The 15063-nt window shown below is 64.6% G+C and carries 15 protein-coding genes; 11 read left to right on the top strand and 4 right to left on the bottom strand.

Features of this window, described 5'->3' with window-relative positions:
• Nucleotides 1-27: 27 nt before the first annotated feature.
• Both QTJ18_RS09030 and QTJ18_RS09025 read right to left on the bottom strand, forming a co-directional pair.
• A complete protein-coding gene (locus tag QTJ18_RS09030; protein ID WP_252751737.1) occupies nt 28-1833 on the bottom strand; it encodes a bifunctional diguanylate cyclase/phosphodiesterase in 1806 nt (601 codons plus the stop codon).
• 118 nt (nt 1834-1951) lie between these two features.
• Nucleotides 1952-2506 carry an HdeD family acid-resistance protein gene (locus QTJ18_RS09025; protein ID WP_252751738.1) on the bottom strand — a complete coding sequence of 185 codons (555 nt, stop codon included), beginning with the start codon at nt 2504-2506 and terminating at the stop codon, nt 1952-1954.
• A gap of 222 nt (nt 2507-2728) precedes the next feature.
• Here QTJ18_RS09025 and betI point away from each other — a divergent pair, with 222 nt between their 5' ends.
• Both betI and betB read left to right on the top strand, forming a co-directional pair.
• Nucleotides 2729-3364, top strand: coding sequence for a transcriptional regulator BetI (gene betI, locus QTJ18_RS09020; protein ID WP_252751914.1), 636 nt, complete (start codon nt 2729-2731; stop codon nt 3362-3364).
• Nucleotides 3361-4824 carry a betaine-aldehyde dehydrogenase gene (betB, locus tag QTJ18_RS09015; RefSeq protein WP_252751739.1) on the top strand — a complete coding sequence of 488 codons (1464 nt, stop codon included), beginning with the start codon at nt 3361-3363 and terminating at the stop codon, nt 4822-4824. The genes betI and betB overlap by 4 nt, the downstream gene beginning before the upstream one ends.
• Nucleotides 4825-5099: 275 nt before the next feature.
• Here betB and QTJ18_RS09010 read toward each other — a convergent pair whose 3' ends face one another.
• Together QTJ18_RS09010 and QTJ18_RS09005 are read right to left on the bottom strand one after the other, a co-directional pair.
• Complete coding sequence (locus QTJ18_RS09010; RefSeq protein ID WP_252751740.1) at nt 5100-5450, bottom strand: helix-turn-helix domain-containing protein; 351 nt, start codon at nt 5448-5450, stop codon at nt 5100-5102.
• Nucleotides 5451-5456: 6 nt separating this feature from the next.
• Nucleotides 5457-5741 (bottom strand): type II toxin-antitoxin system RelE family toxin, encoded by a 285-nt coding sequence (locus QTJ18_RS09005; RefSeq protein WP_252751741.1) that lies wholly within the window; start codon nt 5739-5741, stop codon nt 5457-5459.
• Nucleotides 5742-5798: 57 nt separating this feature from the next.
• On the opposite strand from QTJ18_RS09005, the gene betA reads away from it, so the two are divergent.
• The 9 genes from betA to QTJ18_RS08960 all read left to right on the top strand — a co-directional run bounded on the left by betA (nt 5799) and on the right by QTJ18_RS08960 (nt 14573).
• Nucleotides 5799-7454 (top strand): choline dehydrogenase, encoded by a 1656-nt coding sequence (betA, locus tag QTJ18_RS09000; RefSeq protein WP_252751742.1) that lies wholly within the window; start codon nt 5799-5801, stop codon nt 7452-7454.
• A 104-nt stretch (nt 7455-7558) separates the two neighbouring features.
• Nucleotides 7559-8014 carry a helix-turn-helix domain-containing protein gene (locus QTJ18_RS08995; protein ID WP_252751743.1) on the top strand — a complete coding sequence of 152 codons (456 nt, stop codon included), beginning with the start codon at nt 7559-7561 and terminating at the stop codon, nt 8012-8014.
• Nucleotides 8011-8589: a PIN domain-containing protein gene (locus tag QTJ18_RS08990; protein ID WP_252751744.1), complete on the top strand. Its 579-nt coding sequence runs from the start codon at nt 8011-8013 to the stop codon at nt 8587-8589. The genes QTJ18_RS08995 and QTJ18_RS08990 overlap by 4 nt, the downstream gene beginning before the upstream one ends.
• A gap of 85 nt (nt 8590-8674) precedes the next feature.
• Nucleotides 8675-9244: an RNA polymerase sigma factor gene (locus tag QTJ18_RS08985; RefSeq protein WP_252751915.1), complete on the top strand. Its 570-nt coding sequence runs from the start codon at nt 8675-8677 to the stop codon at nt 9242-9244.
• Nucleotides 9237-9710 carry a hypothetical protein gene (locus tag QTJ18_RS08980; RefSeq protein WP_252751745.1) on the top strand — a complete coding sequence of 158 codons (474 nt, stop codon included), beginning with the start codon at nt 9237-9239 and terminating at the stop codon, nt 9708-9710. Before QTJ18_RS08985 ends, QTJ18_RS08980 begins: the two co-directional genes overlap by 8 nt.
• Nucleotides 9707-10159 (top strand): periplasmic heavy metal sensor, encoded by a 453-nt coding sequence (locus tag QTJ18_RS08975; protein ID WP_252751746.1) that lies wholly within the window; start codon nt 9707-9709, stop codon nt 10157-10159. Before QTJ18_RS08980 ends, QTJ18_RS08975 begins: the two co-directional genes overlap by 4 nt.
• 78 nt (nt 10160-10237) lie before the next feature.
• Nucleotides 10238-11821, top strand: coding sequence for a DUF1800 domain-containing protein (locus tag QTJ18_RS08970; RefSeq protein ID WP_252751747.1), 1584 nt, complete (start codon nt 10238-10240; stop codon nt 11819-11821).
• Between the two features lie 3 nt (nt 11822-11824).
• Entirely contained in the window at nt 11825-13051 is a 1227-nt protein-coding gene (locus QTJ18_RS08965) for a DUF1501 domain-containing protein (RefSeq protein ID WP_252751748.1), read from the top strand.
• Nucleotides 13052-13211: 160 nt separating this feature from the next.
• Nucleotides 13212-14573, top strand: coding sequence for a chloride channel protein (locus QTJ18_RS08960; protein ID WP_252751749.1), 1362 nt, complete (start codon nt 13212-13214; stop codon nt 14571-14573).
• Nucleotides 14574-15063 lie beyond the last annotated feature (490 nt).

The raw sequence follows: 15063 nt of genomic DNA, 5'->3' as shown, positions 1-15063 counted from the left end.
ACGGTCTCAAAGGTCGGACCTAAACCACTAGCGATCCTCGTTGAAGGCCCGGAACACCAGACCGTGCTCGCTCTCCTTGGCCTCGGCCTTGACCGAGGCAATGGCGGTGCTGATCCCTCCGACATCATCCAAAAGCAGGCCTTCCGGCAGTTCCAGAACGCCGATCGAGCAGCGCAGCAGGGGAAAGTCGCGCTCGGCGCCGCTGCGGTCATGACCGCGTATGCGCCCGGCGGCGCGATCCTCGGCGGAATAGAGTTCCAGGACGTCGTCATGGAAATCGGAGAGCAGGCGTTCCAGGATTTCCGACACTTCTTCCGGCGTCCAGTCCGTCAGGCCGATGAAGAAATCATCGCCGCCGACATGACCGAGAAACACGCCGTCGGAGAAGAAATAGCGGCGCATCAGGGCGGCGAACAAGGTGATGGCGTGATCGCCGAGCTGGAAACCGTAATGATCGTTGAACGGCTTGAAATTGTCGAAATCGCAATAGCAGAAGAAGCGCGTCCCGTCATCGTCGCGGCCGGCCTCCTGCATGAAATCGCGGATGGCGCGATTGCCCGGCAGACCGGTGAGCGGATTCTGGTCCTGCGCCACCTTGAGCTGCTTCTCATTGATGACCTTGATCAGCGAGGCGGCGGAGACCACGCCGGCATAGCGCATGTTCTCGGTCAGGATCACGCAGTCGCTGCCGTCCATATTGGCGAAGATGTTCATCAGCCGTTCGGCATTGGCGTCCAGGCCGACGATCGGCGCGCCTTCGACGAAATGCGAGATGGAGCGCTCGTAGATCTTGTTCTTCAACAGGTCGCGGCCGAAGGGACGGTAGATATATTCCTTCAGGTGATATTCGCTGATGATGCCGCGCGGCTCGCCATTGGCGTTGAGAACCGGAAAGAAGGACTGGCGCGGATTGCTGCGGAAGAGTTCGAAGACATTGTCGACGCTCTCATGTTCGAAAACGGTCGGCAGCTTTTCGATCTGCTTGCGGATCAGGATCTCGTCGAGCGACTGGCTGGAGCGGCGGCTGCGGCCAAGATCGGCCAGATGCGGGAAGCCGGATTGCAATTCGCTGGTGAAGGTGGTGGGGCGGGCAATGAACCAGCCCTGCACCATATCGACGCCGAATTCGCGGCAGGCGAGGAATTCGGCCTCCGTCTCCACCCCTTCGGCGATCACCCGGATCCCCAGCACATGGGCGATGTTGACGAGATTGCGCACCAGGTGCCGCTTGCGCGCATTGTCCTCGATGCCGGAAATGAAATGCCGGTCGATCTTCAGGTAGTCGAGCGGGAAATCGCACAGGAGCTTCATTTCGCCATGGCCGACGCCGAAATCGTCGATGGCGATCTTGAACCCCTCGCGGCGCATGCGAGCGATCAGCGGGGAAAAGGCCGGATCGCGGGTATTGTCGAACCGCTCCGACAATTCGAAGCAGACCGAGGAAGGGGGGATCCTTGCCTTGTGCAGGTGCTGCACCAGCTTGTCGAGCACGAAATTACCGTGCGGGATCAACCGGTTGTCCAGGTTGATGAACAAGGTGCTGTGGGCGAAGTCGGGCAGTGTGGAGAACTTGGCCAGTGCCCGGCTTGCCGTCATCTGCTCGAGCCCGAGCAGCTCGCCTGCCTCGGCGGCCGTATCCAGGAGCTCGACGGGCGAATCGAAGCCCAGCCGCTCATGGCCGCGCATCAGCGTTTCGTAGCCGAAGACCTTGCCCGTCGCGACCTCTGCAATGGGCTGGAAGGCCGCCTCCAGAACCAGCTTTGACAGCGGTAACAACTGGTCCTTGGCATATCGCCGGAACAGTCCGTTTTCGAGCGCCACCGTGGCCGACATCTTGTCCTCGCCGCATGTCCAAAAATCAAATTATGCGACAGAGGCTCACACGCCAACCCTCAAGGAATCGTTGCCCGAATATGAAAGTTTGATGAAAGATTGGAAGGCGACGCCGCGCCTATCCCATCCGGCGCGCGGCAAGCGCCACGGCGACCAGCGCCCAGCCCTGGAAGATCAGGTCGATGGCGAGAAACAGGCCCAGCACCCAGACGCTGTTGACCGGCCAGCCGGTCGCGATCACCAGGCCGGCCAACGCGGTTATGGCGCCGCCCACCATGACCCAGCCGGCACCCGGCATGGGGCGCAGCCGGTTGCCCGCCCATAGCCGCACAAGACCGGCAATAATCAGCGCAATGGCCATGATGAGGGTGAAGACGGCTGCCGTAAGACCTGGATTGGTGAAGGCCAGGAAGCCGGCCAACGTGTAGAGCGCGCCGCTGACAGCCCAGAAGAGCCAGTCCTGCCACGCCTTGACCTGGAAAGCATGCACGAGATGCATGAGGCCGGCGACCAGCATCAGGGCGCCCAGATAGAAGACCGAGGCCGCGGTTGCGACCATGAGATTGGCGAAAGCCAGCGTGCCGGCCACCAGCGCGAACAGGCCGAAGGCGAGAAACCAGCCCCACTTGCGCTGCAGCTGATGCGGGTCGGGTCTGGCGAACGGATCGGTCATGGTCTTCTTCCTCGTGGACGCAGATGATGGGCAAAGCCTAAGCTGAAGACGAGGGCCCGCCATTGATCCCCGTCAAGCGGAGACGGCATTGCGGCTCCCCCTCTCCGGAAGAGGCGGCAGGAGTGGCGCGGAAGCGGCAGGGAAGCGGGTCAGCAGACAGCGGGATTTTTATTGATTGACCAGTCAATCAAGTTTATCCTGGCATGACTGCAGGAGAACATGATGCCGAAGATCGGAATGGAGCCGGTGCGTCGCAAGGCGCTTGTCGCGGCGGCGCTGAAGACCATTGGCGCGCAGGGTTCGCTCGACGTCACCATGTCGGAGATCGCCCGCGAGGCCGGTGTCTCGCCGGCCCTTGCCCATCATTATTTCGGCAGCAAGCAGCACCTTCTTCTGGCGGCAATCGCGAGTCTCCTGAATGCCTTGCGGGCGGATGCCGTTACCGCGCTGCAAGCCGCTCACACGCCGCGCGAACGCGTCTCGGCGCTCATCCGCGTCTCGCTCGAGGCCGACCAGTTCACGCCCGAGACCGTGGCTGCCTGGCTTGCCTTCTATGTCGAGGCGCAGCGATCGGAGGAGATGCGCCGCCTGCTGGTGATCTATGCCCGGCGCCTGCATTCCAACCTCACCCATGCGCTGAAGGCATTTGCCCCGCCTCCGGTCGCCGGCCGGCTGGCCGAGGGCACCGCGGCGATGATCGACGGCCTCTATATCCGCCAGTCGCTGCGCGCCGCCCCTTTGTCCCTGAAGGCCTCCGTCGCGCTGGTCGAGGATTATGTGACGGGCCAGCTCGCCGCCCTACCTCCCGTCCAATCTCCTGCCCATTCCCCTGCCCCCGCCTCCGGAGACCGCTCATGAAAGCCCAACCGCAAGCCTCTCATTTCATTGACGGCGCCTATATCGAGGATGACGCCGGCCGGGTGATCGAAAGCATCTATCCCGCCACCGGCGAGGTGATCGCGCGTCTTCATGCGGCAACGCCGGCGATCCTTGATCACGCCGTGGCATCGGCCAGGCGAGCGCAGGGCGAATGGGCCGCGATGAGCCCTTCGGCCCGCGGGCGGGTGTTGAAGCGCGCCGCCGACATCATGCGCGAGCGCAATCGCGCGCTGTCGGAGCTGGAGACGCTCGATACCGGCAAGCCGATCCAGGAAACCCTCGTTGCCGATCCGACATCCGGTGCCGACAGCCTGGAATTCTTCGGCGGCATCATCGCCTCGGCGCTGAATGGCAGCCATATTCCGCTGGGCCGGGACTTTGCCTATACGAGCCGGGTGCCGCTCGGCGTGGTGGCGGGGATCGGCGCCTGGAACTATCCGCAGCAGATCGCCTGCTGGAAGGCGGCACCGGCGCTGGCGGCCGGCAATGCCATGGTCTTCAAACCCTCCGAACTCACTCCGCTCGGCGCGCTGAAGATCGCCGAGATCCTGGTGGAGGCCGGCCTGCCGAAGGGCGTGTTCAACGTGATCCAGGGCGACCGCGAGACCGGTCCTTTGCTGGTCGGGCATCCGGACATTGCCAAGGTTTCGCTGACCGGATCGGTGCCGACCGGCCGCAAGGTGGCAGGCGCGGCCGCCGGCCAGCTGAAGCATGTGACGATGGAACTGGGCGGCAAATCGCCAATCCTCGTCTTCGAGGATGCCGATCTGGAAAGCGCCGTTTCCGGCGCCATGCTCGGCAATTTCTATTCCGCCGGCCAGGTCTGCTCCAACGGCACCCGCGTCTTCGTTCACCGCAGCCTGAAGGAGCGCTTCCTCGCAAGGCTGAAAGCGCGCACCGAGGCGATTGTGCTCGGCAATCCGCAGGACGAGGCGACCCATATGGGTCCGCTGGTCTCGAATGCCCAGCGCGACAGGGTGCTGGCCTATATCGAGACGGGCAAGGCCGAGGGCGCAAGGCTTGTGACCGGCGGCGGCATTCCCAACAGCGTGACCGGCGAAGGCTATTTCGTGCAGCCGACCGTTTTCGCCGATGTGACCGACGGCATGACCATTGCGCGGGAGGAAATCTTTGGCCCCGTCATGTGCGTTCTGGATTTCGAGACGGAGGAGGAGGCGATCGCCCGCGCCAATGCCAGCGAATTCGGGCTTGCGGCGGGCGTCTTCACCGCCGACCTGACGCGCGGCCACCGCGTTGCGGCGCGGCTGGAAGCCGGCACGCTGTGGATCAACAGCTATAATCTCTGCCCGGTGGAAATTCCCTTCGGCGGCTCGAAGCAGTCGGGATTCGGCCGGGAGAATTCCGCCGCGGCACTGGATCACTACAGCCAGTTGAAGACGGTCTATGTCGGCATGGGCCCCTGCGAGGCACCGTATTGAGATACCGTATTGAGATGAGGAGTGCTGTCGCGCAAGCTCACCCCCCTCTGCCCTTCCGGGCATCTCCCCCACAAGAAGGGAGAAAGGCAAGAGGTGCCGGCGCCGCTCGCCCCGCAACGTCCAAAAGGAGCAAAAGCGTCGCTCCGTCCGATCTCCCCCCCTGTGGGGAAGATGGCCGGCAGGCCAGAGGGGGGGCGGCCAAGCGGGCGCCGGTCAGAGGGGCGCCGGCCAGAGGGGCGCAGGCATGGCGAGGGCGTCAATCGGCCTGTCGCATGTCACACGACGATGTCGTCCAGATCGACATTCAGCGCCCGGGCAATGCGTTTCAGCACCTCCACCGATCCGGTCTTCTTGCCGCTCTCGATCTCCGAGAGATAAGGCTGGGAGATACCGGCGGCCTCTGCAAGCTCGGAAACGGACATCTTGCGGTAGGTGCGGTAGGTGCGGATGCGGCTGTCGGTCTCCCAAAGCTCGTAGACGAGCGCCGCCGGCCAGGTTTCTTCCCCCGCCCGCACACGGGCCATGATCGCCTCCGCTCGCAACCCGTCCACCAGATCCTCGAAATCCTCCTCGCTCAGCAGGACATACGCCTTGCCATCGATCGTCAGTTTCTGAATTTCGCCCATTTCAACCTAACCCTTGTAAATGCCGCCGCGCGGACCTGCGTCAATCACCATGACGACCTGTCCTTGATCGTCGATAATCACCCGGTCCTGGCCAACTCGGATGCGGTAGTAAGGATAGCCCTTCATTTTTTTGATATCGACCGGCTCCCCGCGAGCGTAGGCGTCGGGTTTCGCATAAATGGCAGCACGCCGCCTCGGTTGCATCCGGCTGAGGCTGTATCCGGCTTCGCGCGGGACAACGATCTCCTTCATCGCCCCACCGTCGCCCATAGCGATATCGACACGGTCCATTATAGCGTATCGCGATACGCCTGTCACGCTCTCAACTAACATCACTGGATCTCTTCCATGACGCACCAGGCAGATTTCGTCATCATCGGTTCCGGTTCGGCCGGCTCGGCGCTCGCCTATCGCCTGTCGGAGGACGGCCGCCACAGGGTCATCGTTCTGGAATTCGGGGGCTCGGATCTTGGCCCCTTCGTGCAGATGCCGGCGGCACTTGCCTATCCGATGAGCATGGATCGCTACAACTGGGGCTATCTGTCGGAGCCGGAGCCGCATCTGAACAATCGGCGGATGATTGCGCCGCGCGGCAAGGTGATCGGCGGCTCCTCGTCGATCAACGGCATGGTCTATGTCCGCGGCCATGCGGAAGACTTCAACCGCTGGCAGGACATGGGGGCGACCGGCTGGGGCTTTGCCGATGTGCTTCCCTATTTCAAGCGCATGGAGCACGCCCATGGCGGCGAAGAGGGATGGCGCGGCACGGATGGTCCTCTGCATGTGCGGCGCGGCAAGGCGAAGAACCCGCTCTACCACGCCTTCATCGAGGCCGGCCGTCAGGCGGGCTTTCCGGTAACGCCGGATTATAACGGTTGCCAGCAGGAAGGCTTCGGCCTGATGGAGCAGACGAGCTGGCAGGGTCGCCGCTGGTCTGCGGCCAATGCCTATCTGAAGCCGGCGCTGAAGCGAGATAATTGCCGGCTCATCCGCTGCTTTGCGCGCAAGATCGTGCTGGAGGGCCGCCGTGCCGTCGGCGTCGAAGTGGAGATCGGCGGCCGGATCGAGGTCATCCGCGCGAACCGCGAGGTCATTCTGGCGGCGTCGGCCTTCAACTCGCCGAAAATCCTGATGCTGTCCGGCATCGGACCGGCCGCCCATCTTTCGGAAATGGGCATAGACGTGGTGGCAAACCGGCCGGGCGTCGGCCAGAACCTGCAGGATCATCTGGAATATTATCATCAGTTCACATCGAAACTGCCGATCACCCTGCATGCGAAGAACAACTGGTTCTGGAAGGGCGTGGTGGGCGCCCAGTGGCTGTTCTTCAAGACCGGCCTCGGCACGTCGAACCAGTTCGAGGCTGCCGCCTTCATCCGTTCCGCGGCGGGGGTGAAATGGCCGGACATCCAGTATCATTTCCTGCCCATCGCAGTATCCTATGACGGCCGGTCGGCGGCGGCGGGCCATGGCTTTCAGGCGCATGTGGGCTACAACATGTCGAAATCGCGCGGCAGCGTCACCCTGCGATCGCCGGATGCCGGCGAGGCTCCGGTCCTGCGCTTCAACTATATGAGCGACCCTGACGACTGGGTAAAATTCCGCCATGCCGTGCGCGTCACCCGCGAGATCTTCGCAAAGCCCGCCTTCGCCCCTTATGTCGAGGCGGAACTCCAGCCGGGCCAGGCGGTGCGCACGGATGAGGAGATCGATGCCTTCCTGCGCCAGCATCTGGAGGGCGCCTACCATCCCTGCGGCACGTGCAAGATGGGCCGCGCGGACGATCTGATGGCGGTGGTGGACCCCGCCTGCCGGGTGATCGGCGTGGAGGGGCTGCGGGTGGCGGACTCGTCCATCTTCCCGCATATCACCTATGGCAATCTGAACGCCCCCTCGATCATGACCGGCGAGAAGGCGGCCGATCACATTCTCGGCCGCGACCCCCTGCCGCGCTCCAATCAGGAACCCTGGATCAATCCGCGCTGGCAGGTCAGCGACCGGTAGGACGGGTCAAGCGAAACTTTCGTTTTCTGCGTTCGTTTCGTTTATTGCGTTTAGCCCACAATTGGTGTACTTGGAACGCGCAGCCGTTTTTGAGAGGATCAATCATGTTGAAACGTCTCGATCAGACTGGTGAGCCTGTAACAGCCACTGAAACGGAAGCTGTAATCGCGCGCAGAGCTGCCGAACGCCTGCAACCCGTTGCAGAGGCTCAACAAGACATTACAATTCATATCGAAGGTTCCAGAGTGGTCGTGCCGCTGCCAGCTCGTGCCGTGGAGTTGATGTTCACCGTGCTGTCGGCGATGGCCAATGGACAACCCATATCCGTCATTCCCCAACAGGCAGAGTTATCGACCAAGCAGGCGGCGGACTTTCTGAATGTGTCTCGTCCTTTTGTCGTCAAGCTGATCGACGAAGGGAGGCTTCCTGCACGAAAGGTAAACCGCCACCGTAGGATCAAATTTGCCGATCTGGTCGCATTCGAGAAGGCGTCTCAGAGCGAGAGAATGAACGCATTGGCTGAAATGGCACGAGAGACGAGAGACCTGGAGCTTGAATGACTTCGACGTTCACCGTCTTCATCGATGCTAACGTCTTCTTTGGAGCGAGGCTGCGAAGCCTCGTTCTTTTTCTGGCCCAGTCTAAAATGTTCCGCGCACGGTGGACTGACAAGGTCCACGAAGAGTGGATGCGCAATGTCGCAGAGAAGCGGAACATTGACATTTTGCGGCTCGAAAAAATCAGAACCCTGATCGACCGCTCCGTATTGAACTGTCTCGTCACCGGCTACGAAGGCATCGAGGCAAGCTTGGATCTGCCGGATCCGGATGACCGGCATATCCTGGCCGCCGCCGTGAAAACGCGCGCCGATATGATCCTCACCTTCAACGACCGTGATTTCCCCGCACATATCGTCGAGCCGCTCGGCATCGAGATCTGCCACCCCGACGACTTCCTGCTGGATCAGTTCGGCATCTCGGAGGAGCTTTTCATTGCCTATGTCCGTGCGGATTTCCAGCACTACAAGGCGCCCGCCATGAGCTTCGAAAATTATGTCGAGGATCTGTGCAAAGCCGGCGTGCCGAAGACGGCGCAGGTCATCAACGAGTTGCGCGTGCTGATCGAACCGGACTGAGTTTGTAACCGACGGATTTGCATCCTCGCCGCGTTCAAGCTTCAATCAAGACCTGAACTGCGTGCACCGCCGGGAGAAGATCCGCCTGTATCCTGTTGAATATGAGTCTCATTCCGATCCTGATGCGGTCCTGCTTCGGCGCGTGGCGAAGGGGGATGAGGCGGCGATGCGCGCATTGGTGGATGCAAAGCTGCCACGGCTTCTGGCGCTGGCCCAGCGCATGCTGGGCGATCGGGCGGAGGCGGAGGACGTGGCGCAGGAGACCTTTCTGCGCATCTGGAAACAGGCCGGGCACTGGCAGCCGGGGCGCGCAAAGTTCGAAACCTGGATCCACCGGGTTGCGCTGAACCTCTGTTACGACCGCCTGCGGCGGCGGCGCGAGGTGGCGGGCGAAGGCGTGCCCGAAGGCATCGATCCGGCCCCCCTGCCCGATGCCGGCCTCGATGCCGCCGATGATGGACAGCGTGTGGAGCGCGCGCTGCAAAGGCTTGCGCCGCGGCAGCGCGAGGCCATCATTCTGGTGTACTACCAGGACCTGTCCAATCGCGATGCCGCCGCGGTGATGTCGATCAGCGTGGAGGCCCTCGAAAGCCTTTTGTCGCGCGGCCGCCGCATGTTGCAGACCCTCTTGCTGGGAGATGGCGAAAATGAGTGAGACGAATAGCAGCGTTGGAGGTGACGGAACCGGTGGCGCCGGCGAGGCTGCCCTGCGGTCCCTGCTCGGTCGCCACAGGATCGACCCGCCGGGCGGCGCGCTGGCCGGCCGCATCCTGGCTGATGGAATGAGGATGACAGGTGCCGCAAGCGCCAGGCGAAGAGGTCTCAGGCGCTGGCTGGCGGGTGCCGGGCTGGTCGGCATATCGCTGGCCGGCGCCGTGTCCGGCGCCACGGCGGTGATGGTGCTGTCGCCCGCCGCGGTTGGCCGGATGCCTGTGGAGCGCTTCGAGACCGCATTCGGCGCGCTGGCGCCAGAGAGTCAGCCAGAGGATGGGGCAGAGGACGGGCCAGAGGATGGATCAGAGGGTGGGCCAGAGGGCCAGCCTGAAAGCCAGCTTGGGAGCCAGCCAGAGGGTGGGTTCGATGGGAATGGTCAGATGGACGAGAGCGGGGAGGTTCAATGACGGAGACCGGTTATCGCAGGCTCGTGCTCGGCCTGCTGGTTTTGAACACCTTCCTGATGGGCGCCCTGGCCGGCGGAGGCCTGTTCTACCTTTCCGGCACGGCGCGACAGACGGGCCAGCGACTGCCGCTGGCGGGCGAACAATTGCCGGCGGCAGAGCGACAGGCGCTGCAGAAGGCGCTGTCGGAAACCCGGCGGGCGCTTCGCTCCACCCAGCTCGAGGCGCGACAGGCCCGGGTGGAGGCCGCCGGGCTGATGGGCAAGCCCGATTTCGATCAGGCCGCGCTTTTGGACGCGCTTTCCAGAGCGCGGCGGGCCGAGAGTGCCGTGCGCGCCGCCGTGGAAGCGCGCGCCCTGCAATTTGCCGCGGGGCTTTCGGTCGACGAGCGGCGCAGGCTGGCCGACGGGCTGATCGAGAGGGAGGCGCCGCGGATGCCTGCCCCGAAATGATCACAATCTCGAAGCGACGGATCTGCCGGGTGTGACGCGTTGAAGGGCCGTTGACGATGAACGGAGTCTCGCACGGCCATGGCAAACCCGAAGGATCTCGATGCGGCTCTGGCGCTCTGGCGTTTCGGCCTCGGCGCCAAAGCCGGCAGCATTGGCGCCATCAAGCCCTATCCGCGTGATCTTCTGCAGCAGGAAATCACAGAAAAAGCGGTGCCGCGACCGGTCGGCGCGGGCCTTCTGTCGTCGCGCGACCTTCTTCTTGCCTTTTATGACTATCAAGATCAGGTGAAAGCGGAGCGCGAGCGCCCGCTTCCGGCCGCCCTGGAGCCCACCTCCGCTCCGGCGGCGGCCGGTCCCGGTTCCGGTTCCGGTTCCGGGCCCAACTCCCGGCGCGACTCTCGTTCCAATTCCCAAACTTCCTCCCCTGGCCCGCAGGATGCTCAGGCAGCCGATGGGCCAGCATCGCCCGGAGAGCCGATGGCCGGCGCGACCCGGCCGGTGCCGGAGCGCGGCCGCAAAGGGGCCGACAGCCAGGGCGGCAAGCGGCCCTTCCTGCCGCAGCAGATCCTGCTGCAGGAGGCGGATGCCCGCTTCAACGGCACGATCCACGAACCGCTGATCGGCTTTGGCGAAAGGCTGGCCATGTTCTTTGCCAACCATTTCGCCATCGCCGCCGGCAAGAGCGGCGAGGTGCGCGTGCTGGCAGGCTGCTTCGAAAGGGAGGCGATCCGCCCCCATCTCTTCGGCCGTTTCGAGGACCTGCTGGTGGCGGTGGAAACCCATCCCGCCATGCTGATCTTCCTCGACAACCGCCAGTCGATCGGTCCGCGGTCGCCGGCCAACCGGAACGGCAAGCGGGGCTTGAACGAAAATCTGGCCCGCGAGATCCTGGAACTGCATACGCTTGGCGTGGACGGCGGCTACAGCCAGGCCGATGTGACCGCCTTTGCGCGGATCATCACCGGCTGGACCGTCAACCGCAATGAAAAGCGGCCGGGGCCGCTCGGCGTCTTCTCCTTCAATGAAAGGGCTCATGAGCCGGGCGACCATGCCGTGCTCGGCACCACCTATGCCGAAGGCGGTTTCAACCAGGGCCGCGCGGTGCTGCGCGATCTCGCGCGCCATCCCGCCACCGCCCGTCACCTTGCCTACAAGCTCGCGCGGCATTTCGTGGCCGACCAGCCGCCGCCGTCGCTGGTCGCGGCCATGACGGCCGCCTATACCAAGACGGAAGGCGACCTTTCGGCCGTCTACACCGCCATGATCTCAGCCGAGGAGGCCTGGGAGCCAAGGCTGACGAAAATGCGCCCGCCGCTGCAATATGTCACGGCGGTGCTGCGGGCCAGCGGCATCCGTCCCAAGCCGCGGCAGATCGTCTCCACCCTCAAGGCGCTCGGCCAGCCACTCTGGAACCCCGCCGGGCCGAACGGCTTTCCGGATGTCACCGATGGCTGGGCCTCGCCGGAAGGGCTCGCCACCCGCATCGAGACGGCCAATCTCTTTGCCCATCAGGTGCAAGGCAAGATCGATCCGCGGACCTTTGCCGGCGACCGTTTCGGGCCGCTTCTCTCGGACGAGACGCTGCAGGCCATTTCCCGGGCCGAGACCCGGGCGCAGGGCTTGTCGCTCGCCTTTCTTTCTCCCGAATGCGTTAGGAGCTGAACCATGTCCTGCGATTGTCTCAATCCGTCCCGCCGGGCCGTGCTCGGCGCATCCGGGGCGCTCTTCGCCTGGGCCTTCATGCCGAAATTCGCTCATGCGGCACAGGGGCGCGATGCGCGTTTCGTCACCATCATCCTGCGCGGCGCGCTGGACGGGCTGACCGCCGTGCCGCCGGTGGGCGATCCCGCCTATCAGGACCTGCGCCGGTCCATCGCCCTGGAGACCGGCGGCGAGCGAGCGGCGCTGCCGCTGGATGGCTTCTTCGCGCTGCATCCCGCCATGCCGAACTTCCACCGGCTCTATCGCGCCGGACAGGCGGCGGTGATCCATGCCTGCGCCACCCCCTATCGCGAGCGCTCGCATTTCGATGGCCAGGACGTGCTGGAAAGCGGCCATTCCGCGCCAGGCTATGTGGATAACGGCTGGCTGAACCGGTTGCTGCAGGGCCTGCCGGCCGGCGCGCAGATCCCGCCCGGCAGAACGCAGCCGCGCGTGCGCGGCCTTTCCGTCGGATCGACCGCGCCGCTCGTCATCCGCGGCGAGGCTCCCCTGCTCGGCTGGGCGCCCTCGGTGCTGAAGGCGGCGGATGGCGACCTGCCGCCGCGGCTGATGGACCTGTACGGCAAGACCGACCCTTTGCTGGCGCAACTGCTGAAGGAAGGGATCGAGACCGGGAGGATTGCGAGCGGGCTCGACGTGAAGGCCAAGGGCGGGGCGGGCGATCCGGACGGCATGGAACAGATGGCGCGCGGCGCCGCGCGGCTGCTTGCCGAGGAGGAAGGACCGCGCATCGCGGCGCTTGCCTTCGAGGGCTGGGACACGCATGCCCGCGAGACGGAGCGGCTGGCCAGGCTGCTCTCCGGTCTCGACCGCGCCTTCGCCGCCTTCCAGGCGGAGATGGGTCCCGCCTGGACCGATACGGTGGTGCTGGTGGCGACCGAATTCGGCCGCACCGCCCGCATCAACGGAACGGACGGGACCGATCATGGCACCGCCACCACGGCCTTCCTCGCCGGCGGCGCCGTGCGCGGCGGGCGGGTGATTGCCGATTGGCCGGGGCTGAAGGACAGCCAGCTTCACGAGGGACGCGACCTTGCCGCCACGACGGATCTGCGCGCCGTGGTGAAGGGCATTGCGACCGACCTGCTCGGCGCCGATGCCGGACATCTGGCCGAGGCGGTGTTTCCAGGCTCGGGCGCGGTTGCGCCGATGAAAGGCCTGGTGACGTGAAATGTCATTGAAGGGATGGACACCCCGACCAGCCGCCTATGCGCCTTAAAGACGGCCATCCGCAAAGGCGCCGGTCAAGAAAATGGCATTGAGGGTTGAAGCGGCGGTGCAAAAGGCGTTTAGAGAGGCCTTCCCCGCGTCGCCAACGGAAAAGCGTTCAATGCCCTTCTTCTATCGCCGGTCCAAGGTCTTTCGTCGGTCCCGCGTGATGCGCGGCTCCTGGCAGGTCTGGAAACCGCGCATCGTCTTCTGGATCGGCGCGATTGCCATCGGCATGGTCAGCGTCGGCTTTGCGGCCTTGGCCGACAAGGCACAGCATCTGTTCCAGACGCTGAGGACCGCCGGCGAATTCGGCTATCTGGCCCCGCTTCTCCTGACGCCCGCCGGCTTTGCGCTCTGCGCCTTCCTCGCCATCCGCTTCTTTCCCAATTCGCAGGGCAGCGGCATTCCGCAGGCGATTGCCGCGCGCCATCTGCATGACGAGAGCTCGCGCTTCTATCTCCTGTCGTTGAGGATCGCCGTCGGCAAGATCCTCCTGACGATCATCGGCCTGTTCTGCGGCGCCTCGATCGGCCGCGAGGGTCCGACCGTCCAGGTGGGGGCGGCGATCATGCTGGCCAGCGGGCGGATCGGCGGCATGGCGCAGGCGCGCGGCCTCATCCTTGCCGGCTCCGCCGCCGGCATCGCCGCCGCCTTCAACACGCCGCTGGCAGGCATCGTCTTCGCAATCGAAGAGATGAGCCGCACCTTCGAATCCCGCTCCAACGGGCTTGTCCTGACCGCCGTCATCCTCTCCGGCCTTGCCGCGCTCGGCCTTGTCGGCAGCTATACCTATTTCGGCGAGACCGGCGTCTCGGCCACCACCGGCGCAGACTGGCTGCTGGTCCTGGCCTGCGGCCTGGCCGGCGGCGGGCTGGGCGCCATGTTCAGCGCCGGTGCGCTGAGCGTGGCGCGGCGCGTGCGGCGCTGGGCCCAGCCGGCACCGCTTCGGCGCATGGTGGGCCTCGCCACCGCCTGCGGCCTGGCCGCGGCCCTGATCGGCATCGTCTCCGGCGGCGAAAGCTTCGGGACCGGCTACGAGCAGTCGCGCGCCATCCTCGAGGGCGCCTCGCCCGATCCGCTGTTCTTCGTCGAGAAATTCGTCTCCACCTTCCTCTCCATGGCGTCCGGCATCCCCGGCGGCATCTTCGCCCCCTCGCTCACCGTGGGCGTCAGCCTGGGCGGCACGCTCGGCAGCCTGATCGGCGGCAATATCGCGCTCGGCGCCGTGCTGGGAATGGCCGGCTATTTCGCCGGCGTGGTGCAGGCTCCCATGACGGCCTTCGTCATCATCATCGAAATGACCGGCAATCAGGGCGCCGTGATCCCGATCATGGCTGCATCCATGATCGGTTATGTGACCTCGCGCATGCTCTCGCCCGAGCCGCTCTATCACGGATTGTCGCGTCCCTTCCTGGCGCAGGCCATTCGCGCCAAGCGCAACGAGGAGGGCCAGAAGGGCCAGGCGCCGGCGACACGCTAGGCTTAGCCCCCGCTTGCCCCCCCGCTTGACCCCCCGCCGCCGCTTCCCTGCCCCTTGTCCCACGCCTGCCGGGTCTTGCACCCCCGGTCTGCTGCCGCTTGCGCAAGGGCTGCTGGATCGGTTTTGCGCCGAACCGGCCGGGCCTGCCGGACGCCCGTCCCCGGCGCCTTGAGGCGGCGGCGGGCTGTGATCATCTCGCAATAATGCATATCCTTTCGGTTATATGTTCCTTGACTCTTTTTATTTGCCGCCCGCTGTGGCTTCTGTAAGCATAACCAGCATGGGAGATGGCGCGTCATACGGGTGAGCGGCATTCCGGGACATATCGGCAAGGGCCAGCGGCCTGTGCCTGTCATGTCCCGGTCAAAGCGAGCCGAACCCGACCGTTCGCGGGTCTTTGCAATGTCGCTTGCGGCAGGCAGAATGGCCTTTGAGCGCGGGCGGAAAGCGGGAAAGCCGGCAAGGCCGGGCGCGATCTCCTGAAGTCACT

The sequence above is a fragment of the Rhizobium sp. SSA_523 genome (genome assembly GCF_030435705.1).
GTDB lineage: Bacteria > Pseudomonadota > Alphaproteobacteria > Rhizobiales > Rhizobiaceae > Neorhizobium.
This window is presented reverse-complemented; position numbering and strand designations above follow the sequence as displayed.